The 21,654-nt window shown below is 72.1% G+C and carries 23 protein-coding genes; 13 read left to right on the forward strand and 10 right to left on the reverse strand.

What is annotated here, in order from left to right:
- Positions 1-2,123 (forward strand): collagenase (locus E2E34_RS10625; protein WP_138901639.1); only part of this gene is annotated, 2,123 nt, incomplete at its 5' end.
- A 46-nt stretch (positions 2,124-2,169) separates the two neighbouring features.
- Here the strand turns inward: E2E34_RS10625 and E2E34_RS10630 are convergent.
- Positions 2,170-3,285, reverse strand: coding sequence for an AI-2E family transporter (locus E2E34_RS10630; protein WP_138901640.1), 1,116 nt, complete (start codon positions 3,283-3,285; stop codon positions 2,170-2,172).
- Positions 3,286-3,395: 110 nt separating this feature from the next.
- Between E2E34_RS10630 and E2E34_RS10635 the strand changes: the two genes are divergently transcribed.
- Together E2E34_RS10635 and E2E34_RS10640 are read left to right on the forward strand one after the other, a co-directional pair.
- Complete coding sequence (locus tag E2E34_RS10635) at positions 3,396-3,893, forward strand: DUF2975 domain-containing protein (protein ID WP_138901641.1); 498 nt, start codon at positions 3,396-3,398, stop codon at positions 3,891-3,893.
- The gene (locus E2E34_RS10640; RefSeq protein WP_138901642.1) at positions 3,893-4,114 is read left to right on the forward strand and encodes a helix-turn-helix domain-containing protein; all 222 of its coding nucleotides are present in this window, start codon (positions 3,893-3,895) and stop codon (positions 4,112-4,114) included. Before E2E34_RS10635 ends, E2E34_RS10640 begins: the two co-directional genes overlap by 1 nt.
- Before the next feature lie 118 nt (positions 4,115-4,232).
- Here E2E34_RS10640 and E2E34_RS10645 read toward each other — a convergent pair whose 3' ends face one another.
- Positions 4,233-5,426, reverse strand: a complete 1,194-nt coding sequence (locus tag E2E34_RS10645; RefSeq protein ID WP_138901643.1) for an epoxide hydrolase family protein — start codon at positions 5,424-5,426, stop codon at positions 4,233-4,235.
- Between the two features lie 62 nt (positions 5,427-5,488).
- Between E2E34_RS10645 and E2E34_RS10650 the strand changes: the two genes are divergently transcribed.
- From E2E34_RS10650 to E2E34_RS10660, 3 genes are all read left to right on the forward strand, one after another.
- Entirely contained in the window at positions 5,489-6,496 is a 1,008-nt protein-coding gene (locus E2E34_RS10650; protein ID WP_138901644.1) for a helix-turn-helix transcriptional regulator, read from the forward strand.
- Between the two features lie 193 nt (positions 6,497-6,689).
- The gene (locus E2E34_RS10655) at positions 6,690-6,992 is read left to right on the forward strand and encodes a hypothetical protein (RefSeq protein WP_138901645.1); all 303 of its coding nucleotides are present in this window, start codon (positions 6,690-6,692) and stop codon (positions 6,990-6,992) included.
- A gap of 152 nt (positions 6,993-7,144) precedes the next feature.
- The gene (locus E2E34_RS10660) at positions 7,145-7,342 is read left to right on the forward strand and encodes a hypothetical protein (RefSeq protein WP_138901646.1); all 198 of its coding nucleotides are present in this window, start codon (positions 7,145-7,147) and stop codon (positions 7,340-7,342) included.
- 45 nt (positions 7,343-7,387) lie between these two features.
- On the opposite strand, the gene E2E34_RS10665 is transcribed toward E2E34_RS10660, so the two are convergent.
- Both E2E34_RS10665 and E2E34_RS10670 read right to left on the reverse strand, forming a co-directional pair.
- Positions 7,388-9,103, reverse strand: coding sequence for an FAD-dependent monooxygenase (locus E2E34_RS10665; protein ID WP_138901647.1), 1,716 nt, complete (start codon positions 9,101-9,103; stop codon positions 7,388-7,390).
- Between the two features lie 113 nt (positions 9,104-9,216).
- Entirely contained in the window at positions 9,217-9,741 is a 525-nt protein-coding gene (locus E2E34_RS10670; RefSeq protein ID WP_138901648.1) for an ATP-binding protein, read from the reverse strand.
- A gap of 143 nt (positions 9,742-9,884) precedes the next feature.
- Between E2E34_RS10670 and E2E34_RS10675 the strand changes: the two genes are divergently transcribed.
- Together E2E34_RS10675 and E2E34_RS10680 are read left to right on the forward strand one after the other, a co-directional pair.
- On the forward strand, positions 9,885-10,142 hold the full coding sequence (locus E2E34_RS10675; RefSeq protein WP_138901664.1) for a DUF397 domain-containing protein: 258 nt from the start codon (positions 9,885-9,887) through the stop codon (positions 10,140-10,142).
- An 87-nt stretch (positions 10,143-10,229) separates the two neighbouring features.
- Positions 10,230-11,132, forward strand: a complete 903-nt coding sequence (locus E2E34_RS10680; protein WP_138901649.1) for a helix-turn-helix domain-containing protein — start codon at positions 10,230-10,232, stop codon at positions 11,130-11,132.
- A 112-nt stretch (positions 11,133-11,244) separates the two neighbouring features.
- Here E2E34_RS10680 and E2E34_RS10685 read toward each other — a convergent pair whose 3' ends face one another.
- On the reverse strand, positions 11,245-12,057 hold the full coding sequence (locus tag E2E34_RS10685; RefSeq protein WP_138901650.1) for an SAM-dependent methyltransferase: 813 nt from the start codon (positions 12,055-12,057) through the stop codon (positions 11,245-11,247).
- 239 nt (positions 12,058-12,296) lie between these two features.
- Here E2E34_RS10685 and E2E34_RS10690 point away from each other — a divergent pair, with 239 nt between their 5' ends.
- Complete coding sequence (locus E2E34_RS10690) at positions 12,297-12,803, forward strand: MSMEG_6728 family protein (protein ID WP_138901651.1); 507 nt, start codon at positions 12,297-12,299, stop codon at positions 12,801-12,803.
- Between the two features lie 20 nt (positions 12,804-12,823).
- Here the strand turns inward: E2E34_RS10690 and E2E34_RS10695 are convergent, their stop codons facing one another.
- From E2E34_RS10695 to E2E34_RS10705, 3 genes are all read right to left on the reverse strand, one after another.
- Positions 12,824-15,421: a SpoIIE family protein phosphatase gene (locus tag E2E34_RS10695; RefSeq protein WP_244315609.1), complete on the reverse strand. Its 2,598-nt coding sequence runs from the start codon at positions 15,419-15,421 to the stop codon at positions 12,824-12,826.
- Between the two features lie 37 nt (positions 15,422-15,458).
- Complete coding sequence (locus E2E34_RS10700) at positions 15,459-15,935, reverse strand: hypothetical protein (RefSeq protein ID WP_138901652.1); 477 nt, start codon at positions 15,933-15,935, stop codon at positions 15,459-15,461.
- A gap of 72 nt (positions 15,936-16,007) precedes the next feature.
- Positions 16,008-16,364, reverse strand: a complete 357-nt coding sequence (locus E2E34_RS10705; protein ID WP_138901653.1) for a VOC family protein — start codon at positions 16,362-16,364, stop codon at positions 16,008-16,010.
- Between the two features lie 1,101 nt (positions 16,365-17,465).
- Between E2E34_RS10705 and E2E34_RS10710 the strand changes: the two genes are divergently transcribed.
- Positions 17,466-18,134, forward strand: coding sequence for a maltokinase N-terminal cap-like domain-containing protein (locus E2E34_RS10710; protein ID WP_138901654.1), 669 nt, complete (start codon positions 17,466-17,468; stop codon positions 18,132-18,134).
- A 64-nt stretch (positions 18,135-18,198) separates the two neighbouring features.
- On the opposite strand, the gene E2E34_RS10715 is transcribed toward E2E34_RS10710, so the two are convergent.
- The gene (locus E2E34_RS10715) at positions 18,199-18,462 is read right to left on the reverse strand and encodes a hypothetical protein (RefSeq protein WP_138901655.1); all 264 of its coding nucleotides are present in this window, start codon (positions 18,460-18,462) and stop codon (positions 18,199-18,201) included.
- Positions 18,463-18,845: 383 nt separating this feature from the next.
- On the opposite strand from E2E34_RS10715, the gene E2E34_RS10720 reads away from it, so the two are divergent.
- Positions 18,846-19,499, forward strand: coding sequence for an FMN-dependent NADH-azoreductase (locus E2E34_RS10720; RefSeq protein WP_138901656.1), 654 nt, complete (start codon positions 18,846-18,848; stop codon positions 19,497-19,499).
- A gap of 181 nt (positions 19,500-19,680) precedes the next feature.
- Here E2E34_RS10720 and E2E34_RS10725 read toward each other — a convergent pair whose 3' ends face one another.
- A complete protein-coding gene (locus E2E34_RS10725) occupies positions 19,681-20,112 on the reverse strand; it encodes an SRPBCC family protein (RefSeq protein ID WP_138901657.1) in 432 nt (143 codons plus the stop codon).
- Between the two features lie 295 nt (positions 20,113-20,407).
- Here E2E34_RS10725 and E2E34_RS10730 point away from each other — a divergent pair, with 295 nt between their 5' ends.
- Together E2E34_RS10730 and E2E34_RS10735 are read left to right on the forward strand one after the other, a co-directional pair.
- The gene (locus E2E34_RS10730) at positions 20,408-20,959 is read left to right on the forward strand and encodes a DinB family protein (protein ID WP_208765198.1); all 552 of its coding nucleotides are present in this window, start codon (positions 20,408-20,410) and stop codon (positions 20,957-20,959) included.
- Between the two features lie 186 nt (positions 20,960-21,145).
- Positions 21,146-21,625 carry an SMI1/KNR4 family protein gene (locus tag E2E34_RS10735; protein WP_138901667.1) on the forward strand — a complete coding sequence of 160 codons (480 nt, stop codon included), beginning with the start codon at positions 21,146-21,148 and terminating at the stop codon, positions 21,623-21,625.
- Positions 21,626-21,654: the final 29 nt, after the last annotated feature.

Genomic DNA, 21,654 nt, shown 5'->3' on the forward strand with positions numbered 1-21,654 from the left:
CCCCCGCACCGGGTGGATCGGCCCGGGGCAGGATCCCCGGCCGGCAGAGCCCGCCGGCCGCCGGCCGGCACGCCCGCGCGCCCCGTACCGCTCTCGGGGTTCCGTGCACGCTCGACGGCGTCACCGGCCTCACCCCGGCCCGCTTCGCGGACTTCCTCGCCGACCCGGAGGTGACCGCGAACGGCTGCCTCGCCGGACTCGTCTGGACGTGGGACGCCCGGCTCGTGCCGGTCATGTCCGACGCCCACGTACAGGCGGTGAGCCGGCGCGCCTCGGCCCTCTCCGCCGCCCACGACGGCCGCAACGGGACCCACCTGCTGGAGATGTTCACCTATCTCCACGCCGTGGCCTATCACGACTTCTCGCGCACCGAGATCGATGTCACCGACCCCCCGACCACCGAGGCGATGCGACGCGCCGTCCACGCCTTCGGCACCGCCGCCCGTACCTTCGACGTCACCGCCGCCAACGCCGAGACCTTGCGCGAGGCGCTCTACGCGGGCAGCGCCCCGGGGCTGCGCCACAGCCAGCTGGGGCTCATCAAGAAGGTCCTGGCCACCATGGACAAGTACCACAAGGGCCAGTACGACAACGCCGCCTGGGGCGCGGCCGCGCTGGCCGCCCTGTCCGTCAACTATCTCGGCGTCTACCCCGGCAACCGGGACACGGCGTTCCACACGGTGGTGACGCAGAACGCCTCGTACCGGGCCGCCTTCCGCGCCTTCGCGCACCACACGCACCTCAAGGGCACCGTCAACGCGTGGATCGTGCGCGACGCGCTGAGCGAGTACGGCCGCTTCGGCCAGATCGCCGCGCTCACCGCGCGCACCGTGCCCGACCTCGGGGCACTGCTGCCCGTCGCCGAGCGCAACTTCGGCACCGGCGGCGCGCCCTGGGCCTCACTCGTGTCCTGGCTCAACTTCTACGAGGCGTGCGCCCCCTACAGTGTGTGCAAGGCGGACATCGAGCGCCGCGTCTTCCCGCACACGTACACGTACGACGGTGGGGCGATCAAGGTCCGCACCGGACTCGACCGTGCCACCGTCGACCAGCTGTACTACGCGAGCAAGCAGGTCAAGGCGCAGTTCCACCGGGTGCTCGGGTCGCTGGAGCCGCTGGCCGGCGACACCAACTCCGCGCTGGGCGTCGTGCTCTACGCCTCGCGGGCCGACTACGAGAACTACCACCCGATCCTCACCGGGATGGGCACCGAGAACGGCGGCGTCTACATCGAGCGCGGCGCGACCTTCTACACGTACCAGCGCCGGGTTCCGCAGGACTCCTCGCTGACGCTCGAAGAGCTGTTCCGCCACGAGTACGTCCACTACCTCAACGGCCGCTGGGCCGTGCCCGGGTACTTCGGCGAGGGGCCCTGGTACACCGGTGACCGCACCACCGCGATGGACGAGGGGACCGCCGAGTTCTTCGACGGCGCCACCCGCGACGACGGTGTGGCCATACGCAAGTCACTGGTCCGCGGCGTCATCAACGACACGGCGGGCGGCCGCCCGCGGATGACCGTCGACCAGCTGCTGCACGCCACCTACGAGGGGGACGGCTTCCGGTTCTACAGCTACGCCGGAACCTTCTTCGAGTTCCTGTGGACCGAGCGGCCCGCGCTGCTGCGGCAGATGTACCGCCACCTGCGCGCGGACGACCCGGTGGCCTTCGACGCCTGGCGCACCCGCCTCGGCGCGGACGCCGGCCTGCAGCGTGCGTACGACGGCTTCCTGGACGCCCAGATCGCCAAGGTGGACGAGCTGTTCGTCCCCCACACCACCTACACGCCCAACGCGCTGCTCGAAGAGGACTCGGTGGCCGCGGTCCGCGCCCGCTTCCGGTCGGCGACGGCCTCGGACCCGGACTGCGCGGAGGCCGGCGAACCCGGCAAGCGGCGCTTCGCCTGCACGGGACGGATCACGGCCGGCCTGTCCGACTCGGCCGACGCGAGCCGGGTGTTCAAGGACATGTCGGAGACGGTCGACCATTTCATCCTCGACCGGGCCGGCGCCGCTTCGAACAACCTCGCCGACATGAACTGCTCCTTCGGCGAGGTGGAGATCTGGCCCAACGGACGGGCGGGTACGTCGTCGTACGCCTGCGAAGGTCCGCTGCGCAGCTGACACCGCGCTCCAGGCCGGGGCGGCGTGCGCCGCCCCGGCCGTCGCACTACGACGGGGCGACGGCGCCCGCGGGCGACTCGTCGGCCCCCGGCTCCCGCGGCGGCTCGCTGAGCTGCTCGCGCAGGTAGTTCCAGACCACCGCGATCAGCGCGGCCACCGGCACCGCGAGCAGACTGCCCACCACGCCGGACAGGCTGCCGCCCAGCGCCACCGCCAGCAGGACCACCGCCGCGTGGAGGCCGAGGCCCCGGCTCTGGATCATCGGCTGGAACACGTTGCCCTCCAGCTGCTGCACCACGACGATGAGCGCCAGCACGATCAGCGCGTCGGTCAGGCCGTTCGACACCAGCGCGATGAGCACCGCGACCAGACCGGCGAACAGGGCGCCCACGATCGGCACGAACGCCGACACGAAGGTCAGCACCGCCAGGGGGAGCACCAGCGGCACCCCGAGGATCCACAGGCCGAGGCCGATGAAGACGGCGTCGAGCAGGCCGACGAAGGCCTGCGAGCGCACGAACGCGCCCAGGGTGTCCCAGCTGCGCGCCGCGACGACCGGGACGTCGGTGGCTAGCCGGCCGGGGAGCTGACGGGTGAGCCACGGCAGGAAGCGGGGGCCGTCCTTGAGGAAGAAGAACATCAGGAAGAGCGCCAGGACGGCGGTGACCAGGCCGTTGAACACGGTGCTGACTCCGGTGCCGACATAGGTCACCATGCTGCCCACGCTGTCCTTCACACGGGCGACCGCGGAGTCGAAGGCGCCCGCGATCTGGTCGTCGCCTATGTTCAGCGGCGGCCCGGCGGCCCACGCGCGCAGCTTGTCGATGCCCTCCACCACGCCGTCGGCGAGCTCCCCGGACTGGGACGCCACCGGCACCGCGATCAGCGCCACGATGCCCGACGCGACCAGCAGGAACAGCACCGTGACGACCGACGCGGCCAGCGCGGGGCGCCAGCCGTGCCGGCGCAGGAACCGAGCGAGCGGCCAGGTCAGCGTGGTGAGCAGCAGGCCGACTATGAGCGGCCAGACGATCGACCACATCTTGCCCAGAAGCCACAGGGCTACCGCTGTCATCACGAGGAGGAGCAGCACATCGAGGGAGACACGCGCCGACGACCGGAGCGCGGCGACGGTTTTGGTGGAACTCAGGGTGGCAGCCATGGAGGTCACCCTATTAGGGGCGGCCGCGGAGGTTGGCCGTACCGTGCCCACTTGCCTTCACCTATCGACTTTCGATAGATTTCCATCGTAGGTCGATCGAGGGAGAAGTGATGGGAAAGCTGACCGTGCTCGCGCTGCGCGTGGTGCTCGTGGTGCTGCTCGCCGGCTCGGTGTTCGTGCAGGCCGTGATGGTGCCGCTGCTGGCCGAGGACCTGAAGGGGCTCGACACCGATTTCGCGCATCTGCGCACGCCGTTCCTCGTCATCACGGTCCTGGGCGTCGTGACCGTCCAGGTCGTCCTGGTCTGCGTGTGGCGGCTGGTGACGATGGTCCGACGAGGGACGGTGTTCTCCGACGCGGCCTTCCGGTACGTCGACGTCGTGCTCGGCGCGGTCGTGGCGGCCGCCCTCCTGGTGTTCGCGCTGGGGGTCGTCCTGGCGCCCGGTGAAGCCGTGGCCCCCGGCGCGGTACTCCTGCTGGGCGGAGTCGGCGTGGCCGTCCTGGGGGTCGCGCTCATCGTGCTCGTCCTGCGGATGCTCCTCGCCCAGGCCGTGGCGCGCGACGTCGAGGCGGCGCGGATGCGGGCCGAGCTGGACGAGGTGATCTGATGCCGATCGCCGTCGACATCGACGTGATGCTGGCCCGGCGGAAGATGTCCGTGGGCGAACTCGCCGACCGCGTGGGGATCACGCCGGCCAACCTGGCGGTGCTCAAGAACGGCCGGGCCAAGGCGGTGCGCTTCGCGACGCTCGCCGCGCTCTGCGAAGTGCTCGAGTGCCAGCCCGGCGACCTGCTGCGCTGGGAGGCCGGGGACGGTCAGGCCGGCTGACGCCACGGTGGACCCTGCGTTACCCCACGAAGGCGACGGTCCTCGCGCCCGGGCGCGCCGGCCGGAACGCGCGCGGCCCCCTCCCGCCGGACAAGGGGGAAGGCGCCGCGCCCAGGACTCACGCGTCCTTGTCGAGGCTCGCGAAGAACGCGTTGACGTCATCGATCAGGAGCTGCGGCTGCTCCAGCGCCAGGAAGTTGCCACCGCACTCGAACTCCGTCCAGCGCACGACATTGTGGTCGCGCTCGGCGAACCGGCGGATCGCCACGTCCGTCGGCAGGGCGACGGCCACGGCGGTCGGCACCGTACCGGCCGCCTTCGGCGCCCAGGCCGCCGGGTCGTGCGCCATCTCGTAGTACAGATGGGCGGAGGACCCGGCCGTACCGGTGAACCAGTAGACGCTCACGTTGGTCAGCAGCGTGTCGCGGTCGACGGCGTCCTCGGGGAGATCGTTCGCCGGGTCGGTCCACTCCTTGAACTTCTCCACGATCCAGGCGAGTTGCCCGACCGGCGAGTCGTGCAGCCCGTGAGCGACCGTCTCGGGACGCGTCGACTGGATGACGTTGAAGCCCATCTTGTCGTCGCGGAAGTCCTGCAGGCGCCGCAGCCGGGTCTGCTCCGCCTCGGTCAGGCCGGCGAAGTCGGCCGGATCGTCCGAGGGGAAGGTCACCAGGCCGTTCACGTGGACGCCCACCACGTGGTCCGGGTCGAGCCGGCCCATCTCACCGGCGATCCAGGCGCCGCCGCCGTTGCCCTGGACGCCGTAGCGGTCGTAACCGAGGCGGGCCATGAGCGTCGTGAAGGCCCCGGCGATGCGGCCGGTGTTCCAGCCGGTGGACGACAGCGGGCCGGAGAAGCCCACGCCGGGCGTCGAGGTGACGACGACGTGGAACGTGCGCGACAGTGCCTCGACGACATCGGTGAACTGGACGAAGGAACCGGGCCAGTCGTGGATCAGGAGCAGCGCGACGGCGTCCGGGTCGGCCGACCGCACGTGCGCGAAGTGGATGTCCTGCCCGTCGATCTCGGTGAGGTACTGCGGGAACGCGTTCAACCGGGCCTCCGCCGCGCGCCAGTCGAAGCCGTCCGCCCAGTAGGCGGCCAGTTCCTTCAGGTACGGGACGGGAACACCGCGCTCCCAGCCGTCCACGCCCGGCACCCCGGTGCCCCAGCGGGCGCGGGTGAGGCGGTGGCGGAGGTCGTCGAGATCGGCCTGGGGGACGTCGATCCGGAAGGGGCGGATCTCCTCTCCGGGCCGGGCGGCGTCGGCGGGCGAGGCGGTCGCGGCTGAGGCGTTGCTCCTGGTCTCCATGGAAACGACTCTAGAACCCGTACAGGAAAGGTTCGTTCCTCAAAGCGAGGCAGAGTGCACCCATGCTCGAAACCTCCGCACGCCTGCTCAAGCTCCTCTCCCTTCTCCAGACGCCGCGCGAGTGGCCCGGCCCGGAACTCGCCGAACGGCTCGGGGTGAGCGGACGGACCGTACGCAACGACATCGAACGGCTGCGCCGCTTGGGCTACCCGGTCGACGCCACCCGTGGTGCGGCCGGGGGCTACCGCCTGGCCGCCGGCGCGGCGATGCCTCCGCTGCTGCTGGAGGACGACGAGGCGGTCGTGCTCACCGTGGCCGTACGCACCGTCGCGCAGAGCGCGATGGCCGGGATGGAGGAGGTGTCGCTGCGGGCGCTCGCCAAGCTGGAGCAGGTGCTGCCGGCACGGCTGCGGCGCCGGGCGCGGGCCCTCCAGCAGTACACGCGGCCGGTGCCCCCCGACCGGCCGTCGCCGACGGTCGACACGGAGGTCCTGATGACGCTGGCGGCGGCGTGCCGCGACCACGAGCGGCTGCGCCTGGACTACCGGGACCACACCGGGGCCGCGACCCGCCGTCTGGTGGAGCCACAGCGCGTCGTGAACTGGGGGCGCCGCTGGTACCTGGTCGCCTGGGACGTCGACCGTGACGACTGGCGCACCTTCCGGGTGGACCGCCTCACGCCGCGTACACCGGCGGGCCCGCGCTTCACGCCCCGCGACGACCCCGACGGCGACGCGGCCGCCTACGTCGCGGGCCAGGCGTCGGCCGCGGCCTGGCGGTACCGGGCCCGGGTGACGGTGCGCGCCCCGGCGGCCGCCGTACTGGAGCGGATCAACCCGGCGGTGGGGGTGGTCGAGGCGGTGGACGCCCGTACGTGCGTGCTGGAGACGGGCGCCGACACGCTGGACACCCTCGCCGTCCACCTCGGCCTGCTCGGCCACGACTTCGAGGTGAGCGGCCCTCCCGAACTCGTCGCCCACCTGAGAGAGCTGGCCGGCCGCTATGCCCGGTCGGCGCCGCCCGCGCACGGGACGTCCACCGACGGCGCCACCGCCCCGTCCGGGCGGTAGCGGCGACGGCCCGAAACCGACCCGGCACGTCGGCACCGACGCGCGCAGCGCCCGCAATCCCGCCGAAACCGGGTGCATGACCTGCGGCCGCCGGGGTACACGCGCGATGCCCCGGACGACGCGTCGTGGGGTGGCGACGGCGCGGGCGTGGCCCGGTCCGGAGTGCGGCGAACCCACAGAAGTGGTGCAGAGCATGGAACCCCTCCGTGCCGGGTGTGCGGTGCTGGCCGCGGCGGTGACCGCCGCCGTCCTCTTCGGCCGCTGGTGGGCGACGCGGAACCAGGCCGGGACCGCCGTCCCGGACCGCCGGCTCGGGGTGGCCCCGGCAGCCGGGGCGGTGGCGCTCGCCTCTGACGGGGCCGACGGGCAGGGACCGGCCGGCGGGACGCGGGAGTCCGTGCCGGACAGGGGACGGCGGGCGGTGCACGAGGCCGAAGCGCACCTGCGGCAGTGCTGGGAGCGGATCCGACCGCTGTACGAGCCGCCACGCGGCTGACCGGACGCGCCCGCGCCCCCAGTGCGCCTGCTCCCCGGAGTATGTGCGCCTCTGTGCGCCAAACGGTCACACGACCATCACGCACCGGTGCGGTAGGTCGGCGATGTGCGGCAACTCGTAGAGAAACCGGACATCTCCCCAGGGAGCCCTTCGTGTTGGCTGTCGCTCTGCTTCTCCCGCCGTTCCTGCTGGGCCTGGTCGTCCTCATGGGCCGCTACGAGGACCGTATGCTCACCCCCGCCGAAGCGCCCCGTCACGCACGGCGCCGCCGCCATCTGTGCCTCGTGCCCGCCGCCGCTCCTGGCGGGCCGGCCCCCGAGGAGCCGGCCGGCGGGCACGCGGCGGCGTGACGTCCCGGACCGCGCTCCGCAGGACGCGGCGGCCCGGGCTCCGGTCTACGCCGGCCCGGACAGCGCCGTGCGGTAGCCGGACAGGGCGGCAGCGGTGGCCGCGAGGGGGAAGCGTGCGCCGAGCTGCCCGTCCGGGCGGACGACGAAGCCGGTCGCACCGTCGGGGCGGTAGAGCCGGGCGAACTCGCCGTCGGCGTCGCGGTATCGGGGGACGCCGAGGCGGCCGGGCGCGGTCGGAACGGCCTCGCGGGCGAGGACGGCGACAGTGTGCAGAAGGAGAGCGCCGTCCGGTGATCGCGGTACTCCGCCGGCTCCGTCCGCCCCGGTGGCGTCGGCCAGGTCGGCGGCGTCGGACGCGTACAGCAGCAGTACGTGCCCCGTGCGGCCGCGCAGGATGTCGAGCAGGCGCATCGGGTAGGCGGCGACGGAGCCGGTCAGGCCGGCGCAGTCCGGGGCCCGGTCGCCGGGCTGGGGCGCGTCGGCCGGCCCGTGGGGGCTGCCCGCGAGCGGGCCGTCCCGGTAGCCGACGAGCAGTTGCGCCTCGCGCAGCATCACCGTCCGCGGATCGTCGGGGTCGGCCTCGATGCCCTGGGTGGCGTGGCGGACGGTGCGGCCCACGACCTCTTCACCGACGGGCCGGCGTTCGGCGTCGTAACTGTCGAGCAGGGCGGGCCCGGCCTCCCCCTGGAGGACGAGGGCCAGTTTCCACGCCAGGTTGCACGCGTCCTGGATGCCGGTGTTCATGCCCTGGGCGCCGGTCGGCGGGTGGATGTGGGCGGCGTCGCCCGCGACGAACACCCGGCCGTCGGCGTACCGGTCGGTGATCCGGTGGCTGATGCGGAAGACGGAGGACCAGCGCATCGTGGAGAGCGTGGCGGGTTCGGGGGCGAGGCGGTTGACGACGGCCTGGATGTGGGACAGCTCCGGGGCGCGGGCGCCCTCCAGGCCGTGCGCGACACCGTCGCCCCGCGCGGGCGCCCGCTCCGTCGCCCGGGCGGAGAGCTCGGGCGGGACCAGCGTCGACATGCGGTAGCGGCGTGTGCCGGGCAACGGGATGCAGACCAGGACGTCGTCGGTGGAGCCGTCGTCGGCGCGGTGGACGGACCGTACGCCGTACCCGTCGGGCACCCCCCAGTCGGCCTCCACGTCGGCCAGCATGTACTCCTCGGGGAACGCGCCGCCCTCGAAGCCGAGGCCCAGCCCCTTGCGGACGGTGCTGTGCGCGCCGTCGCAGCCGATCAGGTACCGGGTACGCACCTCCTCGCCGGCGCCGGACGCGGTGGCCAGCCGGGCGGTGACCCCGTCCGCGTCCTGGGTGAAGGACAGCAGCTCGGTTCCCCGTTCGATCGGGGTGCCCAGGCCCGCGACGTACTCCTCGAGGATGCGTTCGGTGTCGTACTGCGGCAGCGCGGCGAATCCGTACGGCACTTCGGGCGGCAGCGCGAGGTCGATCCGCGCCTGCTCCCGGCCGTTGACGTACAGGAACTGGCCGCGCATCGCGACGGCGGCCTCCAGGACGTCCCGGACCAGGCCCATCCGGTCCCAGATCTCCAGCGTGCGCGGCTGGATGCCGACCGCCTTGGCGTACGGAAGGCGGGCCGGCAGCCGGTCGATCAGCCGGCAGCGCACGTCGCGCCGGCGGAGTTCGGCCGCCGCGCTCAGTCCGACCGGACCGGCGCCCGTGATCAGCACGTCGGTGGTGGTTCTGGTCTGCGCCACGGGTGCCTCCCAGTGCGTGCCCGGACCGGTCCCGTACACCATGGTCACCCGGCGCGGCCCGGACGGCGAGCCGGGCAGCCGGGGCCGTCGGCGAGGTCGCGGACGCCCACCGCGCGTCAGCGCTCGTAAGGGGCGTCGGCGAGGGCCTGAGGCGGTCAGCCCGCGGGCAGGTGCAGCGCCGCCCAGACGGTCTTGCCCTGCGGCGCTGTGGGCTCCCACGACCAGCTGTCGCTCAGCGCGCTGATCAGCTGCAGCCCTCTGCCGCTGACGGCCGAGGCGTCCGCGAGGCGCTCGCGGGGTGCGTGGGGGCTGGGGTCGGAGACGGCGCACATCAGGTGGGACGGGTACCGGAAGAGGCCCAGCCACAACGGATACTCGCCCACGTCGGGCCGCAAGGGTTCGACGGCGTGCCGGACGGCGTTGGTGACGAGCTCGCTGACGATCAGCTGCGCGTCGGCGGCCGCGGCCGACAGGGCCCACTGGTCGAAGGTGAGGTTCACGAACCGGCGAGCCTGGCCGGCGTTGCCGGGACGGCCGTCCAGGCCGCAGGCGGCGAAGTCGTCGGGCAGTACGAGGGTGTTGGGCTCGCCTTCGCCCGACGGCGGCGGTGCGCAGTGGCGCGCGCTCGTCAGTCCGCCGGGGCTTGCGGGCCCGAAGTGCGGGCTCACTGAGTGCGCCATGTGCATCACCACGGATCACGTCCCTTCACAGGCTCCTGAGCCCGATGCTGCGCCAACCGGTGGTGGACGAGTATCGTCGACCCGGCCCACGGCGTGCAATTGCATCTGGGATTGCACTGTCCGGATCTGTGGGCTCGGACGAGATGTTTCAAGAGGGGGCGGTGGGCGTGGAGTTGTCCAACGGGGTCAGTTCGAGCGCGCTGGGTTCCGCGAGGTGGATCAAGAGCGGCCGCAGCAACGCCACAGGCAACTGCGTTGAGCTGGCCGCACTCGCGGACGGCCGGGTGGCGGTCCGCAACAGCCGCGATCCCCAGGGGCCCGCACTGATCTATACGCGCGAGGAGATCGCCGCGTTCGTCGCGGGAGCCCGGGACGGCGATTTCGACTCCTTCATCGGCTGAAAGCCGCCGCCCCGCCCCAGGGCCCCTGGCTGATGCGGGCGGCGGGTCGATATGGTCGTTCCTCCTCATCGTCCGCAGGAGCGCGTGATGGCCGTAGCAGAACCCAGCCCGTCCCTCTTCGCCCGCCCGCTGGGGGCGGTTGAGCACAACCCGACCGCGCTCAAGGTGATCCTCGGCGGGAAGCTGCGCGAACTGCGGGTCGCCGCGGGCCTCGACCCCTCCCACGTGGACTCCAAGCTCGGCTTCTCCCGCTCGAAGACCAGCCGCATCGAGCTCGGGCGCCACGGCTGCAAGCCCAGCGACGCGGCCGCGCTGCTCGGCCTGTACGGGGTGGACGACGACGTACAGATCACCGAGTTCATGCGCCTGCTGGAACAGTCGCGCCGGCCCGACTGGTGGCGCTCCTACAGCGACGTCCTGTCCGACTTCTTCGCCCCGCTCGTCGCCCTCGAAGGCGCTGCCTCGACCATCCGGACGTACGAACCCTTCTACGTACCCGGGCTGTTGCAGACCCCCGCCTACACCCGTGCGGTCGTGCAGTCCGGCCCGGGGCACCTGCTCGCGCACGAGGTGCACCGCAGGGTGGAGCTGCGCCAGGAACGGCAGCGGCAGCTCGACAACGCAGACGGGCCCCGCCTGTGGGCGCTGATCGACGAGTCCGTACTGCTGCGCATGGTGGGCGGGGAACGCGTCATGCGGGCCCAGCTGGAGCACCTCGTCGCGATAATGCAGCGGCCCCGCGTCACCCTGCAGATCGCCCCGCTCGACGTGACCGCTTCGGTCGGCGTCGGAACCGGCCTCACCTACCTGCGGTTCGCGCCGGGGGACCTGAAGGACGCGGTCTACATCGAGCATTTGACGGACAGCACGTTCACGCAGAAGCCGCGGATCGTCGAGCAGTACCGCGACATGCTGGACCGCCTCGGTGCGTGCGCGCTCACGCCCCGGCACTCGCTGGAGACGATCCGCGAACGGCTCGCCCGTCTCTGACGTACGGATCCACGCTTCCGCCGGGCCCGCCGCACCACGCACACCCTGGCACCGGACGCCCGCCCCCGCCGCACTCACGCGGCGCGGCGGCACGTGAGGCACCTGCCCGGACTCACGGGAGCCGGGCCACACCGCCCCACTCGAGCCACTCGTCGGACGGCTGCACCGGCGCCAGATCGCTGTCCGGGCGCCAGGTGGAGACCTCCACCAGACCGGGTTCCAGAATCTCCAGGCCGGTGAAGTACGCCGCGACCTCGTGCTCCTCGCGCACCCGGCCCCAGTGGCCGTCGGTCGCCTGCGCCATGAAGTCGGTGACGAACTCGCGGATCTCCGGCCGGTCGCTGACCAGTTGGCAGACGACGAGGAAGCTGCCCGGCGCCAGCCGCTCGGCCACCCGCCGGACGAGTGCGGCCGGGTCGTCCTCGTCCGGGATGCAGTGCAGCACCGAGACGAAGAGCGCCGCCACCGGGCGGCTGAAATCGATCAGCCGTGTCGTCTCCGGGTGGCCGAAGATGCCCTCCGTGTCGCGCATGTCGGCCTGGATGACGGCCGTACGGTCGTTCTCCTCCAGCAGCGCCCGCCCGTGCGCCAGAACGATGGGGTCGTTGTCGACGTAGACCACGGTCGAGGCGGGGTCCACGGCCTGGGCCACCTGATGGACGTTGTCCTGGGTCGGCAGACCGGATCCGTGGTCGATGAACTGCCGGATGCCGTGCTCCGCCGCCAGCATGCGCACCGCACGGCGCAGGAAGCGCCGGTTGTTGACCGCCAGGACCTTGGTGCTCGGCACCTGTTCGAGCAGCTGCTCGCAGGCTTCGCGGTCCGACTGGTAGTTGTCCTCGCCCCCGAGGAAGTAGTCGTACATTCGTGCCACGCTCGGCACCTTCGTGTCGATGGCCTCAGGCCGCCACGACTCCTGTCGCATCCCGTCCTCACCCGTACCCAGAGGGAGCCAGCTTCTTAGGACCGACATGCTAGGACCGTCGGAGCCCGAGGAAAGCCGATGTCCATACTGACCGAAATGCTGGGTGCGCTTTCGGCCGACTTGGCAGATTCCCGACCGGTCCCTCCTGGGGCGGACGGGGCGCTCGGCGGGCGCCGGCCCGCTGGGGAGCGGAGGTGCGTGGGGCGGCGCGCGGACCCGTCCGGGGGTAGACAGCTCCTATGCAGACTTTTCTCCCTTTCGCGGGCTTCGCGGAATCGGCCGCCGTGCTCGACGCCAGACGGCTCGGCAAGCAGCGGGTCGAAGCGCTGCAGGTCCTGCGCGGCCTCATCGTGCCGGGGTACGGATGGCGCAGGCACCCCGCGGTCCGGATGTGGGCCGGTTACGAGGAGGCGCTGGTCCGGTACGGGCTGGAGATGTGCCGGGTGTGGACGCTGGAGGGGCGTGCCGATACCTGCGCCGCGACGCTGATGAGCGACTTCATGGCCTGGCGGCCGGGCCTGACGATCCGTTCCCAGGACCGGCTGGCCGCGGCCGGCGACCTCCCGCCCTGGCTCGGCGCCGGCGACTTCCACCTCAGCCATCGGTCGGCGCTGGTGCGCAAGGAGCCGGACTTCTACGCCGAACGCTTCCCGGATGTGCCCGACGACCTGCCGTACGTCTGGCCCACGTCGGACCGCGATCCGGAAGGCGATCCGGCGGGCGGCCCGGAGCGGGGGTCGCGATGACGACCGGAAGGGCCGCCGTCTCAGGGGCCGGCCGTCCCGATGCGGGCGGCGAGCAGCGCGATGTCGTCGTCGGCGGCTGACGGTACGAGGCGGGTCAGCAGCGAGTCGCACAGGTGGTCGAGTGGCCGCTGTGGTTCGGTGAGCAGGCCGGTCAGGTCGGCGAGCCGCTCGTCGATGTCGCGGCCGCGGGCTTCGATCAGGCCGTCGGTGTAGAGCACGAGGACACTGCCCAGGGGCAGGACCACCTCCGTGGTGGCGAAGCCGATGCCGCCGACGCCGAGGGGGGCGCCGGGCGGGGTCTCGATCAGGCGGACCGTGCCGTCGGGCTCCGCGGCCGCCGGTGGGGGGTGCCCGGCGCGGGTGACGGTGCAGCGGCCGGTGAGGGGGTCGCAGACGGCGTACAGGAAGGTGGCGAGCATCGGTTCCGCGAGGTCGGCGAGGGTGGCTTCCAGCTGGTGCAGCAGCTCGGCCGGAGGAGTGTTGAGACGGGCCAGGGCCCTGACGGTCGCGGAGAGCCGCCCCATGACGGCGGCGGCCGCGATGCCGTGGCCCATGACGTCGCCGATGGCGAGGGCCGCCTCGCCGCCGGGCAGGTGCAGGACGTCGTACCAGTCGCCGCCCACTTCGTTGACGTCGCTGGCGGGCAGATAGCGGTGGGCCACCTCGATGCCGGGCGGCGGGGTGATGTGCTGCGGCAGCATGCTGCGCTGGAGGATGACGGCGGTTTCGTGCTCCCGCTGGTAGAGGCGTGCGTTGTCGATGCTGACGGCGGCCCGGGCGGCGAGTTCCCCGGCGAGGGTGACGTCGTCGGAACCGAAGGGGCCGACGGGCCGGCTGCGGTAGAAGGTGGCGACGCCCAGCACCAGGTCACGGGCGACGAGGGGGACCATCATGAGCGAGTGCACGCCCCCCTTGAGCAGTTGGGCCGGTGCGGCGGAGTAGCGGGCGGCGGGAGCGACGGCCCGCTCGTCGAGGCGGGCGATCAGGAAGGGCTGGCGCGCGGCGAGCGCCTGGATGTAGGGGGTCGTCGCGGGGAAGACGAGGGTTCTGCCCAGCGGGGCCAGGATGTTGGTGATGGTGGAGCCGGTCAGCGGGGCCTTGCCCAGACGCCGCAGGGCGACGCCGCCGCCCAGCCCGGTGCCCGGCTCCTCGGCGCGTGCCAGTGTGTCCAGGATGTCGACGGTGACCGTGTCCGCCAGATCCGGTACCGCGAGGTCGGCCAGCTCCTGGGAGGTGCGTTCCAGCTCCAGACTCGCCCCCATGCGCACGCTAGCCTCGCTGAGCAGCGCGAGCCTGCGGCGCCCCGCCTCCGCCTCGGTGTGCGCCCGCTGCTGCTCGGTGATGTCGAGCAGCGAGGCGATCACGCCGATCGGCCGGCCGCCGGGGTCCTCCACCCGTACGTACGAGCACGACCACACCCGGTCGTGCTCCGGATCGGCCGGGGTCCGTCCGGTGCGGCGCCGGTCGAGGACGGGCTCCCCGGTGTCCAGCACCTGCCGCATCGCCGCTTCCATCTCGCCGGCGTTCACCTCGGGAAGCAGCTCCGCCAGCCGGCGGCCCGTGTGGGCCGACTCGGCGAGGCCGTTCATCGCTTCGAGCGCCGGATTGACCTGCAGGAATCGCAGATTGGTGTCGAGGACGGCGATACCCACCGGTGAGCGGGAGAACAACCCGTCCCACACCGCCGACGACCCCCTGATCCGGCGTGCCGCATGGGCGTCGGCGGCGAACACCAGCACCGCCGAGATCTCCTGGTGCCCGCTGGGTACGGGGCAGGCCCAGATCTCCAGCTCCAGCGGGTGCCCCTCGCGGTGCCACGCGGTCACCGTGCCCATCACCCCGCGCCCGGTGGCAGCGGTCTCCCACAGCGACCGGCCGAGACTGCGGTCGGCCCCCGGGTGCAGAAGGTCGGCGATGTGCCGCCCCACGACCTCCGGCGGGGCGTAACCCAGCAGTTCCTGCGCGACGTGGTTCCATCGCACGATCGTTCCGGTGGCGCTGGTGGCCACCTGCGCCACCGGCAGGGTGCCCAGCCAGCCTCCGGCGTCCTGGGCGGCGCCGCTGATCAGCTCGTTCATCGGCATCTGCTCATTCACGCGCGACCCGCCCCCTTCGGGCCGGCAGCGAGCGTTCCGGCGCCGTCGCCCGGCGGTGCGCCGGACCGGGGCGACAGCCGCACGGGGACCGCGGCCCGCCGGCCGGCCCCTGTGGCCGCCACGCCGTGCCGCCGCGCGCACAGGAAGGGCGCCATGCACGGGGTCCGCGACCGGCCGGCAGGGGAGCCCTTCCGTCGGGCTTCCTCCACATATCCATCCTGAACCCGCCGGTCCCGGAGCGCCCCTCACAGCGTACGGGCGGTCCGCGCCCGCACCCCGCAGCCGGGTCACGACCGCCGCCTTGTCCGCGGCGGTCAGCTCCAGGTCGTGGCCGTTGCCCACGTCTCCGAACCCTTCGGCGTACGGCGTCTCGCCGACGACGACCACACCGACGCCGTAGCCGTCGGTCGCGGCGGAGGCGTCCTCGGAGTACGAGATCTCCGCCTCGGGCGCGGCCCTCTTCACCCCTTCGAGGACGGTGGTCCCCGTGGTGGCCCACGGGTCCGTCCCGCGTCCGTTCACCGCCGCCCCTCCGTCCGGACCGTGCCGGGGACGCGCGTCAGTCCCAGGAGTTGAAGAGGACGCCGCCCAACGTCGTCGTGCCGTAGTAGCGGACCTGACGCCGCTCGGCGGGTGTGAGCACCGACGCGTCCGGACCGGACAGCGGCGTGGAGAGCCGCTCGTCGCTCAGCACCACGAAGCCCGTGTCGGTGAAGGCGCGGGCCCACTGCGGCGGCGCCATGAAGTCCTCGCCGTACCAGTCCCGACGGGCCCGGGAGAAAGCGATCCAGGGGTGGTGGGCATGGCACAGGACGACGCTCTCGCCCGCGCGCTCGACAACCGACGCGGTGTGGAAGGTGCGCGGGTACGCCCGCTCCTCCACCTCGCCCACCTCTCCACCGGCGGCACGCGCGGCGGCGTACAGGGCCGATCGGAAGGCCCGCAGGTCGGTTTCCGGGAGCGGGCCGTCCCCGGGCCGGAAAAACCCCGTCGCCCCTGGAGGCAGTGGGAAGCCGATGTTCTCCTCGTTGACCATGCCGCCATCCTGCCCGGGCGGGTCACCCGGCCGTGGTGGCGGCCCCCCGGCCGGTCCCTTCCGGTGGCTCCCTCAGGGGTGACGAGGGCCGAGGACGCAGAACTCGTTGCCCTCCGGGTCCGCCAGCACGACCCATGGCTCGTCATCACCCTGGCCGACATCGGCATGCCGCGCTCCGTGGGCCAGGAGACGGGCCACCTCGGCGTCCTGGTCGTCGGGCCGGAAGTCGAGATGCAGCCGGTTCTTCACGACCTTCTTCTCCGCCACCGAGGTGAACAGCAGGCCCGGCAGACGATTCTCCTCCGGCCTGATCTCGTAGGCGTCGGGCGAGGCGTCGACCACCACCCAGCCGAGCGCCTCGGCCCACCATCGCCCCAACGCCGCGGGGTCGGCGGCGTCGACCATTACCTGTTCCCATTCCAAGGTCATCGAATGAGCTTAGAACAGCCGCCCGGTCCTCGTCAGGCCTCGCCGTGCCCGGCGGACGAGGATCCGGCCCCGTGGCCCCGGTCCTCCGCCGGACCCGGATGCGCCGCCGCGTACCGCTCACTGTCACCCCCGCGGGCACAGCCACAACCACAGCCACGGCACGCGCCGCCCGGTGGGCCGTCCGGCCGCTGTGCGAGCTGAACGTCCGGAACTGGGCACGAGGCGGCGGATTCGGGTGCCGCCTGGAGACCGGGGTGCGGTCCCGACAGAACCCTGCTCAGATTGCGGCGGCGTCGCAGTTCGTTGACATCGGCGCGTGGCATCCGGCCGACCGTGGACGGGACGACCGTCCACACCACGGTGCATGCCGAGAGGCAGGCGATGGTGAGCCACAACATGGAGTCCGGCATGAGAATCCCTGCTCCCGCCACCAACCATGGCGGCAATCGAAGACCGTGCGCCGGGGGGCGGTCGCACCTTCTGCGGAGTGATAGCACCCGCATAACGTGCGGGCATATGCCGGGTTACGTGGTTGTCTCCGATTGCAGCCATGAGGCCCTACACAAGACATAAACCGACTAACAGCCGGTCTGCGGCAGTGGGCCGCGCATGCGTCGTACGGCGAAGGCCCGCACAGGAGTTGTCGCGGGCGGGCTCCGCGTTCCGCTCAGGGGCGGGCGAGACCGACGAGCATCGTGGCGAAACTCAGCACGGTTGCCAGGACGGCCACGGCCAGCAGCAGGAGTCGCAAGAGCTGCATGACACGCGTACACCGCCCCGCTCCGTCGGCAGGGTGCTCAGGCTTGCGGGTGTGCCCCAGCCAGTGGTGTTCCGGGTGTCTCGGCGCTCGGGTGTTGTCATCACGGTGGTTCATCCTTTGACAACGCGCCGAGGCGGGCGAGGTGACGGAGGAAGTCGAACTGTCGTCATGTCGACACACGGCTTCTCCACACCAGGGCCCCGATCGCGAAGCCGAAGGGGCCGGTCACAGGCCCCGTCCGGTCGACCTTGTCAGGGCGAAACGCATCCGGCCGACGTCACGCCGATGGGAAGGTGGGCACATCCGCATCCGCATCCGCTCACGGGGAGACGTTCTTCGGCATGGCTGTCATCCACAACACCACCCTCAGCCCGAGCAAACTCGACCTGCTCACCTCATGGCTGCCCTCCCGGCCGTGGTACGACGGCGACGCGCGTGAACCGCGGCTGACGAGGGCCGGCGGCTTCCGGCTCGACGATCCGGACGGCGAGGTCGGCATCGAGGTCATCGTGGTCACCGACACCTCCGGCCGCCATCCGGTCTCCTACCTGGTGCCGCTCACCTATCGCGGGCGCCCGCTCGACGGAGCGGACGACGCCCTCGTCGGCACCATGGAGCACGGCGTGCTGGGGCGGCGCTGGGCGTACGACGCCTGCCACGACCCGGTGTTCGTCACCCAGTTGCTCGCGCTGATCGAGGGGCGCGTCCACGCCCAGGACCAGGACACCAGCGACACCCCCGACCGCGAAGTCGTGCGCTCCATCGCCGGTGACGGTCCCACTCCCGTGAGCTTCGCCGCCGACGCGGTCGCCGACGATGACGCCGGTACCGAAGTGCCGGTCGCACGGGGTCTGGCCCTCCGTCTGCACCGGGTCCTGCGTTCCGCACCGGACGGCCGGGCCGTCCCGCCGGAGGGAGCGACCGGCCATGTCGCGGGCGCCTGGAGCCTGCCGGACGGGAACCGCGCCCGGGCGCTGTTCGCCGTACTGCACACGTCCTCCCGGGCCTGAGCCGACCGGGGCTCTTAGCGCCCCGGTCGGCTCCGCCGCCGCGGTCGTCGCTGCGGCCAGGGGGTCACTGGGGCAACTGCGGGGACTCGTTGGCGAGGCGCACCGTGAACCAGCACTCGGAGCAGAGGTCGAGCCAACGGGGCCCGGCGGTCCGGGAGTTGACGACCACGGCACAGACCGCCCGGGTGCCGCAGCCCAGGCACAGGTGGTCCTCTTCGCGCACCCGGTGCGTCAGTTCGCCGCGGTCCGCCCCCTCGGGGGCGGCCGCGAGCAGTTCCGGTTCGGCGGCGATCAGCAGGAGCAGGCCGGTGGCGGCGGCGGTGTTCATGTGGGCCGTCTCTCGCCCGGGGCGGGGAGCACTCGCCCGGTCCGCGCCCCGTGGCCGGGACGATGTCGCCCGCGCGATGCGAACCGGCTCACCTGCTCGTACGGCTCGCGCCCGACCGGTTGCTCACCCATGCGATCGGCCCTCCGTCAGGTGGGGGCTGATGCCCTCCGTCCCTCGTATTCTGCCCATTCCGGCCTCGATCAACAGTCGCACGTGCTGCGCCGCGGAGATCGCGCGGGCAAGTGCGCCGCCACGCTATAGAGGGGCGCCGGGCGTCCGCGTCGCCCACGTGCCGACCGACTGGACCAGCCCGTAACCCCAGACAAGGCCCGCTCGGGCCGTTCCCTCGTACACCATGGCCGGGTGGTGCGACGATGGGGTGCATGTCGACGCTGCTTCATCTGGATTCCTCGGCCGAGCGCACCGCGTCACGGTCGCGAGCGATCACAGCGGCGTTCCACGCGGCGTTTCGTGCCGCTCGGCCGGGGAACGCGGTGGTCCGTCGCGACCTGCACGCCGACCCGCTGCCGCACCTCGCCGATGCGAGCCTGCACTGGGCAGCCGGGTTGCGGCCGGCGGGTGCGAGCCCGGAACCGGCGGCCGAGCAGCTCCAGCGGCGTCTCATCGACGAGTTGCTGGCGGCGGACGTGCTGCTGATCGGCGTACCGCTCTACAACTATTCGTTGCCTTCCAGCGTCAAAGCCTGGCTCGACCACGTCCACGTCCCGGGGCAGACGGCCCCCTCGGCGCTGTCGGGCGCAGCGCTGGCCGGTCGACCGGCGGTGCTGGTGACGAGCCGCGGCGGGGACTACGACACGGGCTCGGTGAACGAGGGGCGCGATCACGCGACTCCCGTACTGGAGCTGATCCTCGGAGAGGAGATGGGGATGTGCGTCACTGTGATATCCGCCGGCTTGACCCTGGCCGCGAGCGTCCCTGCCCTGGCCGGTCAGGTGGAGCGCGGTGAGAGGCAGTACGCCCACGCTCTGCGGCAGGCGCGTGACCTCGGCGCAGGGCTCGGTGCCCACCGGGCGTGAGCCGACGGGTGCCGGAGCGGGGCTCCGCGCGCCCGTGCTCACCCACTGACGACCAGAGAGCAGCCCGCACAAACGGCCCCGAGGCCCGCCAGCACGAACATGACACGGTTGCAGTTGACCCCGTGCAGATGGCGCAGGCCGCTCCACACCTGAACGCCGCAGGCACCGGTCGCGAGCTCCGTTACGGCGCGGAAGTCGCCAGGGTCTCGGCCATGCGCTGGAACTGGCCCAAGTCGTAGTTGGCCAGCACCTTGTCCAGGTTGGTCAGAGCGCCGAGGTGCTCGACGAATCCCTGGGGGTCGTACTCGACCTGCACCGTCACCCGGCTTGTGGTGTCACTCAGCCGGTGGAACGTGACGACGCCCGCGTGGTGCACGCCGGCAATGGTCTTCCAAGCGATCCGGTCCTCCGTGACGACCTCGGTCAGTTCGGCGGCGAAGTACTTGTTCGCGCCGGGAAGGGACAGCCACCAGGTGAACCGCTTCTCGTCGATCCGGTCCACGCGTTCGACGTGGCTGAGGAAGGCGGGCCACTTGGTGACGTCGCTCCACAGTTCCCAGCTCAGGGAGACGGGGGCGTTGACGTCCACGGTTTCGAGAAGAGATGAAGACATCGTTCGAGACGTCCTTTCCGGGTTCGTCGTCGGCACGTCCAGTCGGTCGCGGTCGCCTGCCTGGTCGCGAGCGGTCGGACCGACGTAGCGTCTGGGCACGTGCCAGTGTCAGTGAGTACCCGTCTGCCCTTTTACGTGCCCGCTACACGGTGGGCAGCCCAGCACGAGCGACTGCCGCGTTCCGGGACGGGCCGCTCCAGCGGAGCGTACGGGCATCGACGAGGCCGGCCCGGCGGGGACGCGGGCGGCGGTCGGCGGTGGTCGAAGTGACCCTGGCGACGGGACAATGGGCAGCATGACCATGCCACGGAGTAGGGCCGAGATGTTCGTCGTTCCCGATCAGGAGAGCCGCTTTCGTGGCCCCACCACCGGAGACGAGCGGCGTGTGCTGACCGCCTTCCTGGACGATCAGCGCACGACTCTGCGGATGAAGTGCATGGGTGTGGAGGCCGAGTTGGCGCAGCGGGCCGTCGAGCCGTCCACGCTGTCGCTGCTGGGCCTCGTCCGGCACCTCGCGGACGTGGAGCGTCGCTGGTTCCGCAAGGTGCTGGCCGGGCAGGACGCGGCGCCCCGCTTCTCCTCGGCGGCCGACCCCGACGGAGACTTCGACGGTGCCGACGCCAACGCCGCGGCCGTCGCGCAGGCGTGGGCGGCATGGCGTGACGAAGTGGCCTTCGCCGACCGCTTCGTGGCCGAGTCGCCCGATCTCGATGTCACGGGCCACGACGCGTGGCGGGGGACGGTGTCACTGCGGTGGGTGCTCATCCACATGGTCGAGGAGTACGCCCGGCACAACGGGCACGCGGACCTGCTGCGCGAGCGTATCGACGGAGCGATCGGCATCTGACCGGCGGCGCGGCAATGGGCGTGCGGAGAATCGGTGGCGGTGGCGATGGCGGTGGCGACGGCGATGGCCGGCGCGTCGGTCAGCGGTGCGTCGAGGCGGGCGAGGGCCGGGAGGTCTGATGCCGGAGGCTAGCCTGTGCGAGTGACCCTCCATGACCGGCAGTTTCCCGACGCGCTCGCCGCCGCGATGGCGGTCCCGTTCGGCTACGGCAGCGAGACCGGGATCGACTTCGAACCCTTCCCGGCCTTCCTGTCCGCCGAGAAGACGACCGAGTGGTTCCGGGCCTGGACCGGCAACGGTGACGTCGACGGGGACGACTTCCGCATGTTCGGCCGGGACGGCTCGGGCGGACACGCGGCGTTCTGGCTGACCCGTCCGGCCCGAGCCCTGGCCGACCAGCCCGTGGTGTTCCTCGGCTCCGAGGGGGAGACGGGCGTCGTAGCCCGAGACCTGGCCGAATTCCTCTGGGTGCTGGCGGGCGGCTACGGCCCCTGGGAGGCAGCGACACCGTACGAGAGCGACCGGGTCCGGCGTGGAACCCCGGAGCTGACGGCCGTCGCGGAACGCTTCGCGCCGGGCGGGTGTCGGCCGGCCGCCGTGCTGATCGAGCTGGCCGCGAAGGAGTTCCCCACCTTCGACGACATCATCATGGAGCTCTGCGGCTGATCAGCGCGGTCAGGTCCCCGCGCCAGGTG

The sequence above is a fragment of the Streptomyces albidochromogenes genome, from assembly GCF_005981925.1.
Lineage (GTDB): Bacteria > Actinomycetota > Actinomycetes > Streptomycetales > Streptomycetaceae > Streptomyces > Streptomyces albidochromogenes.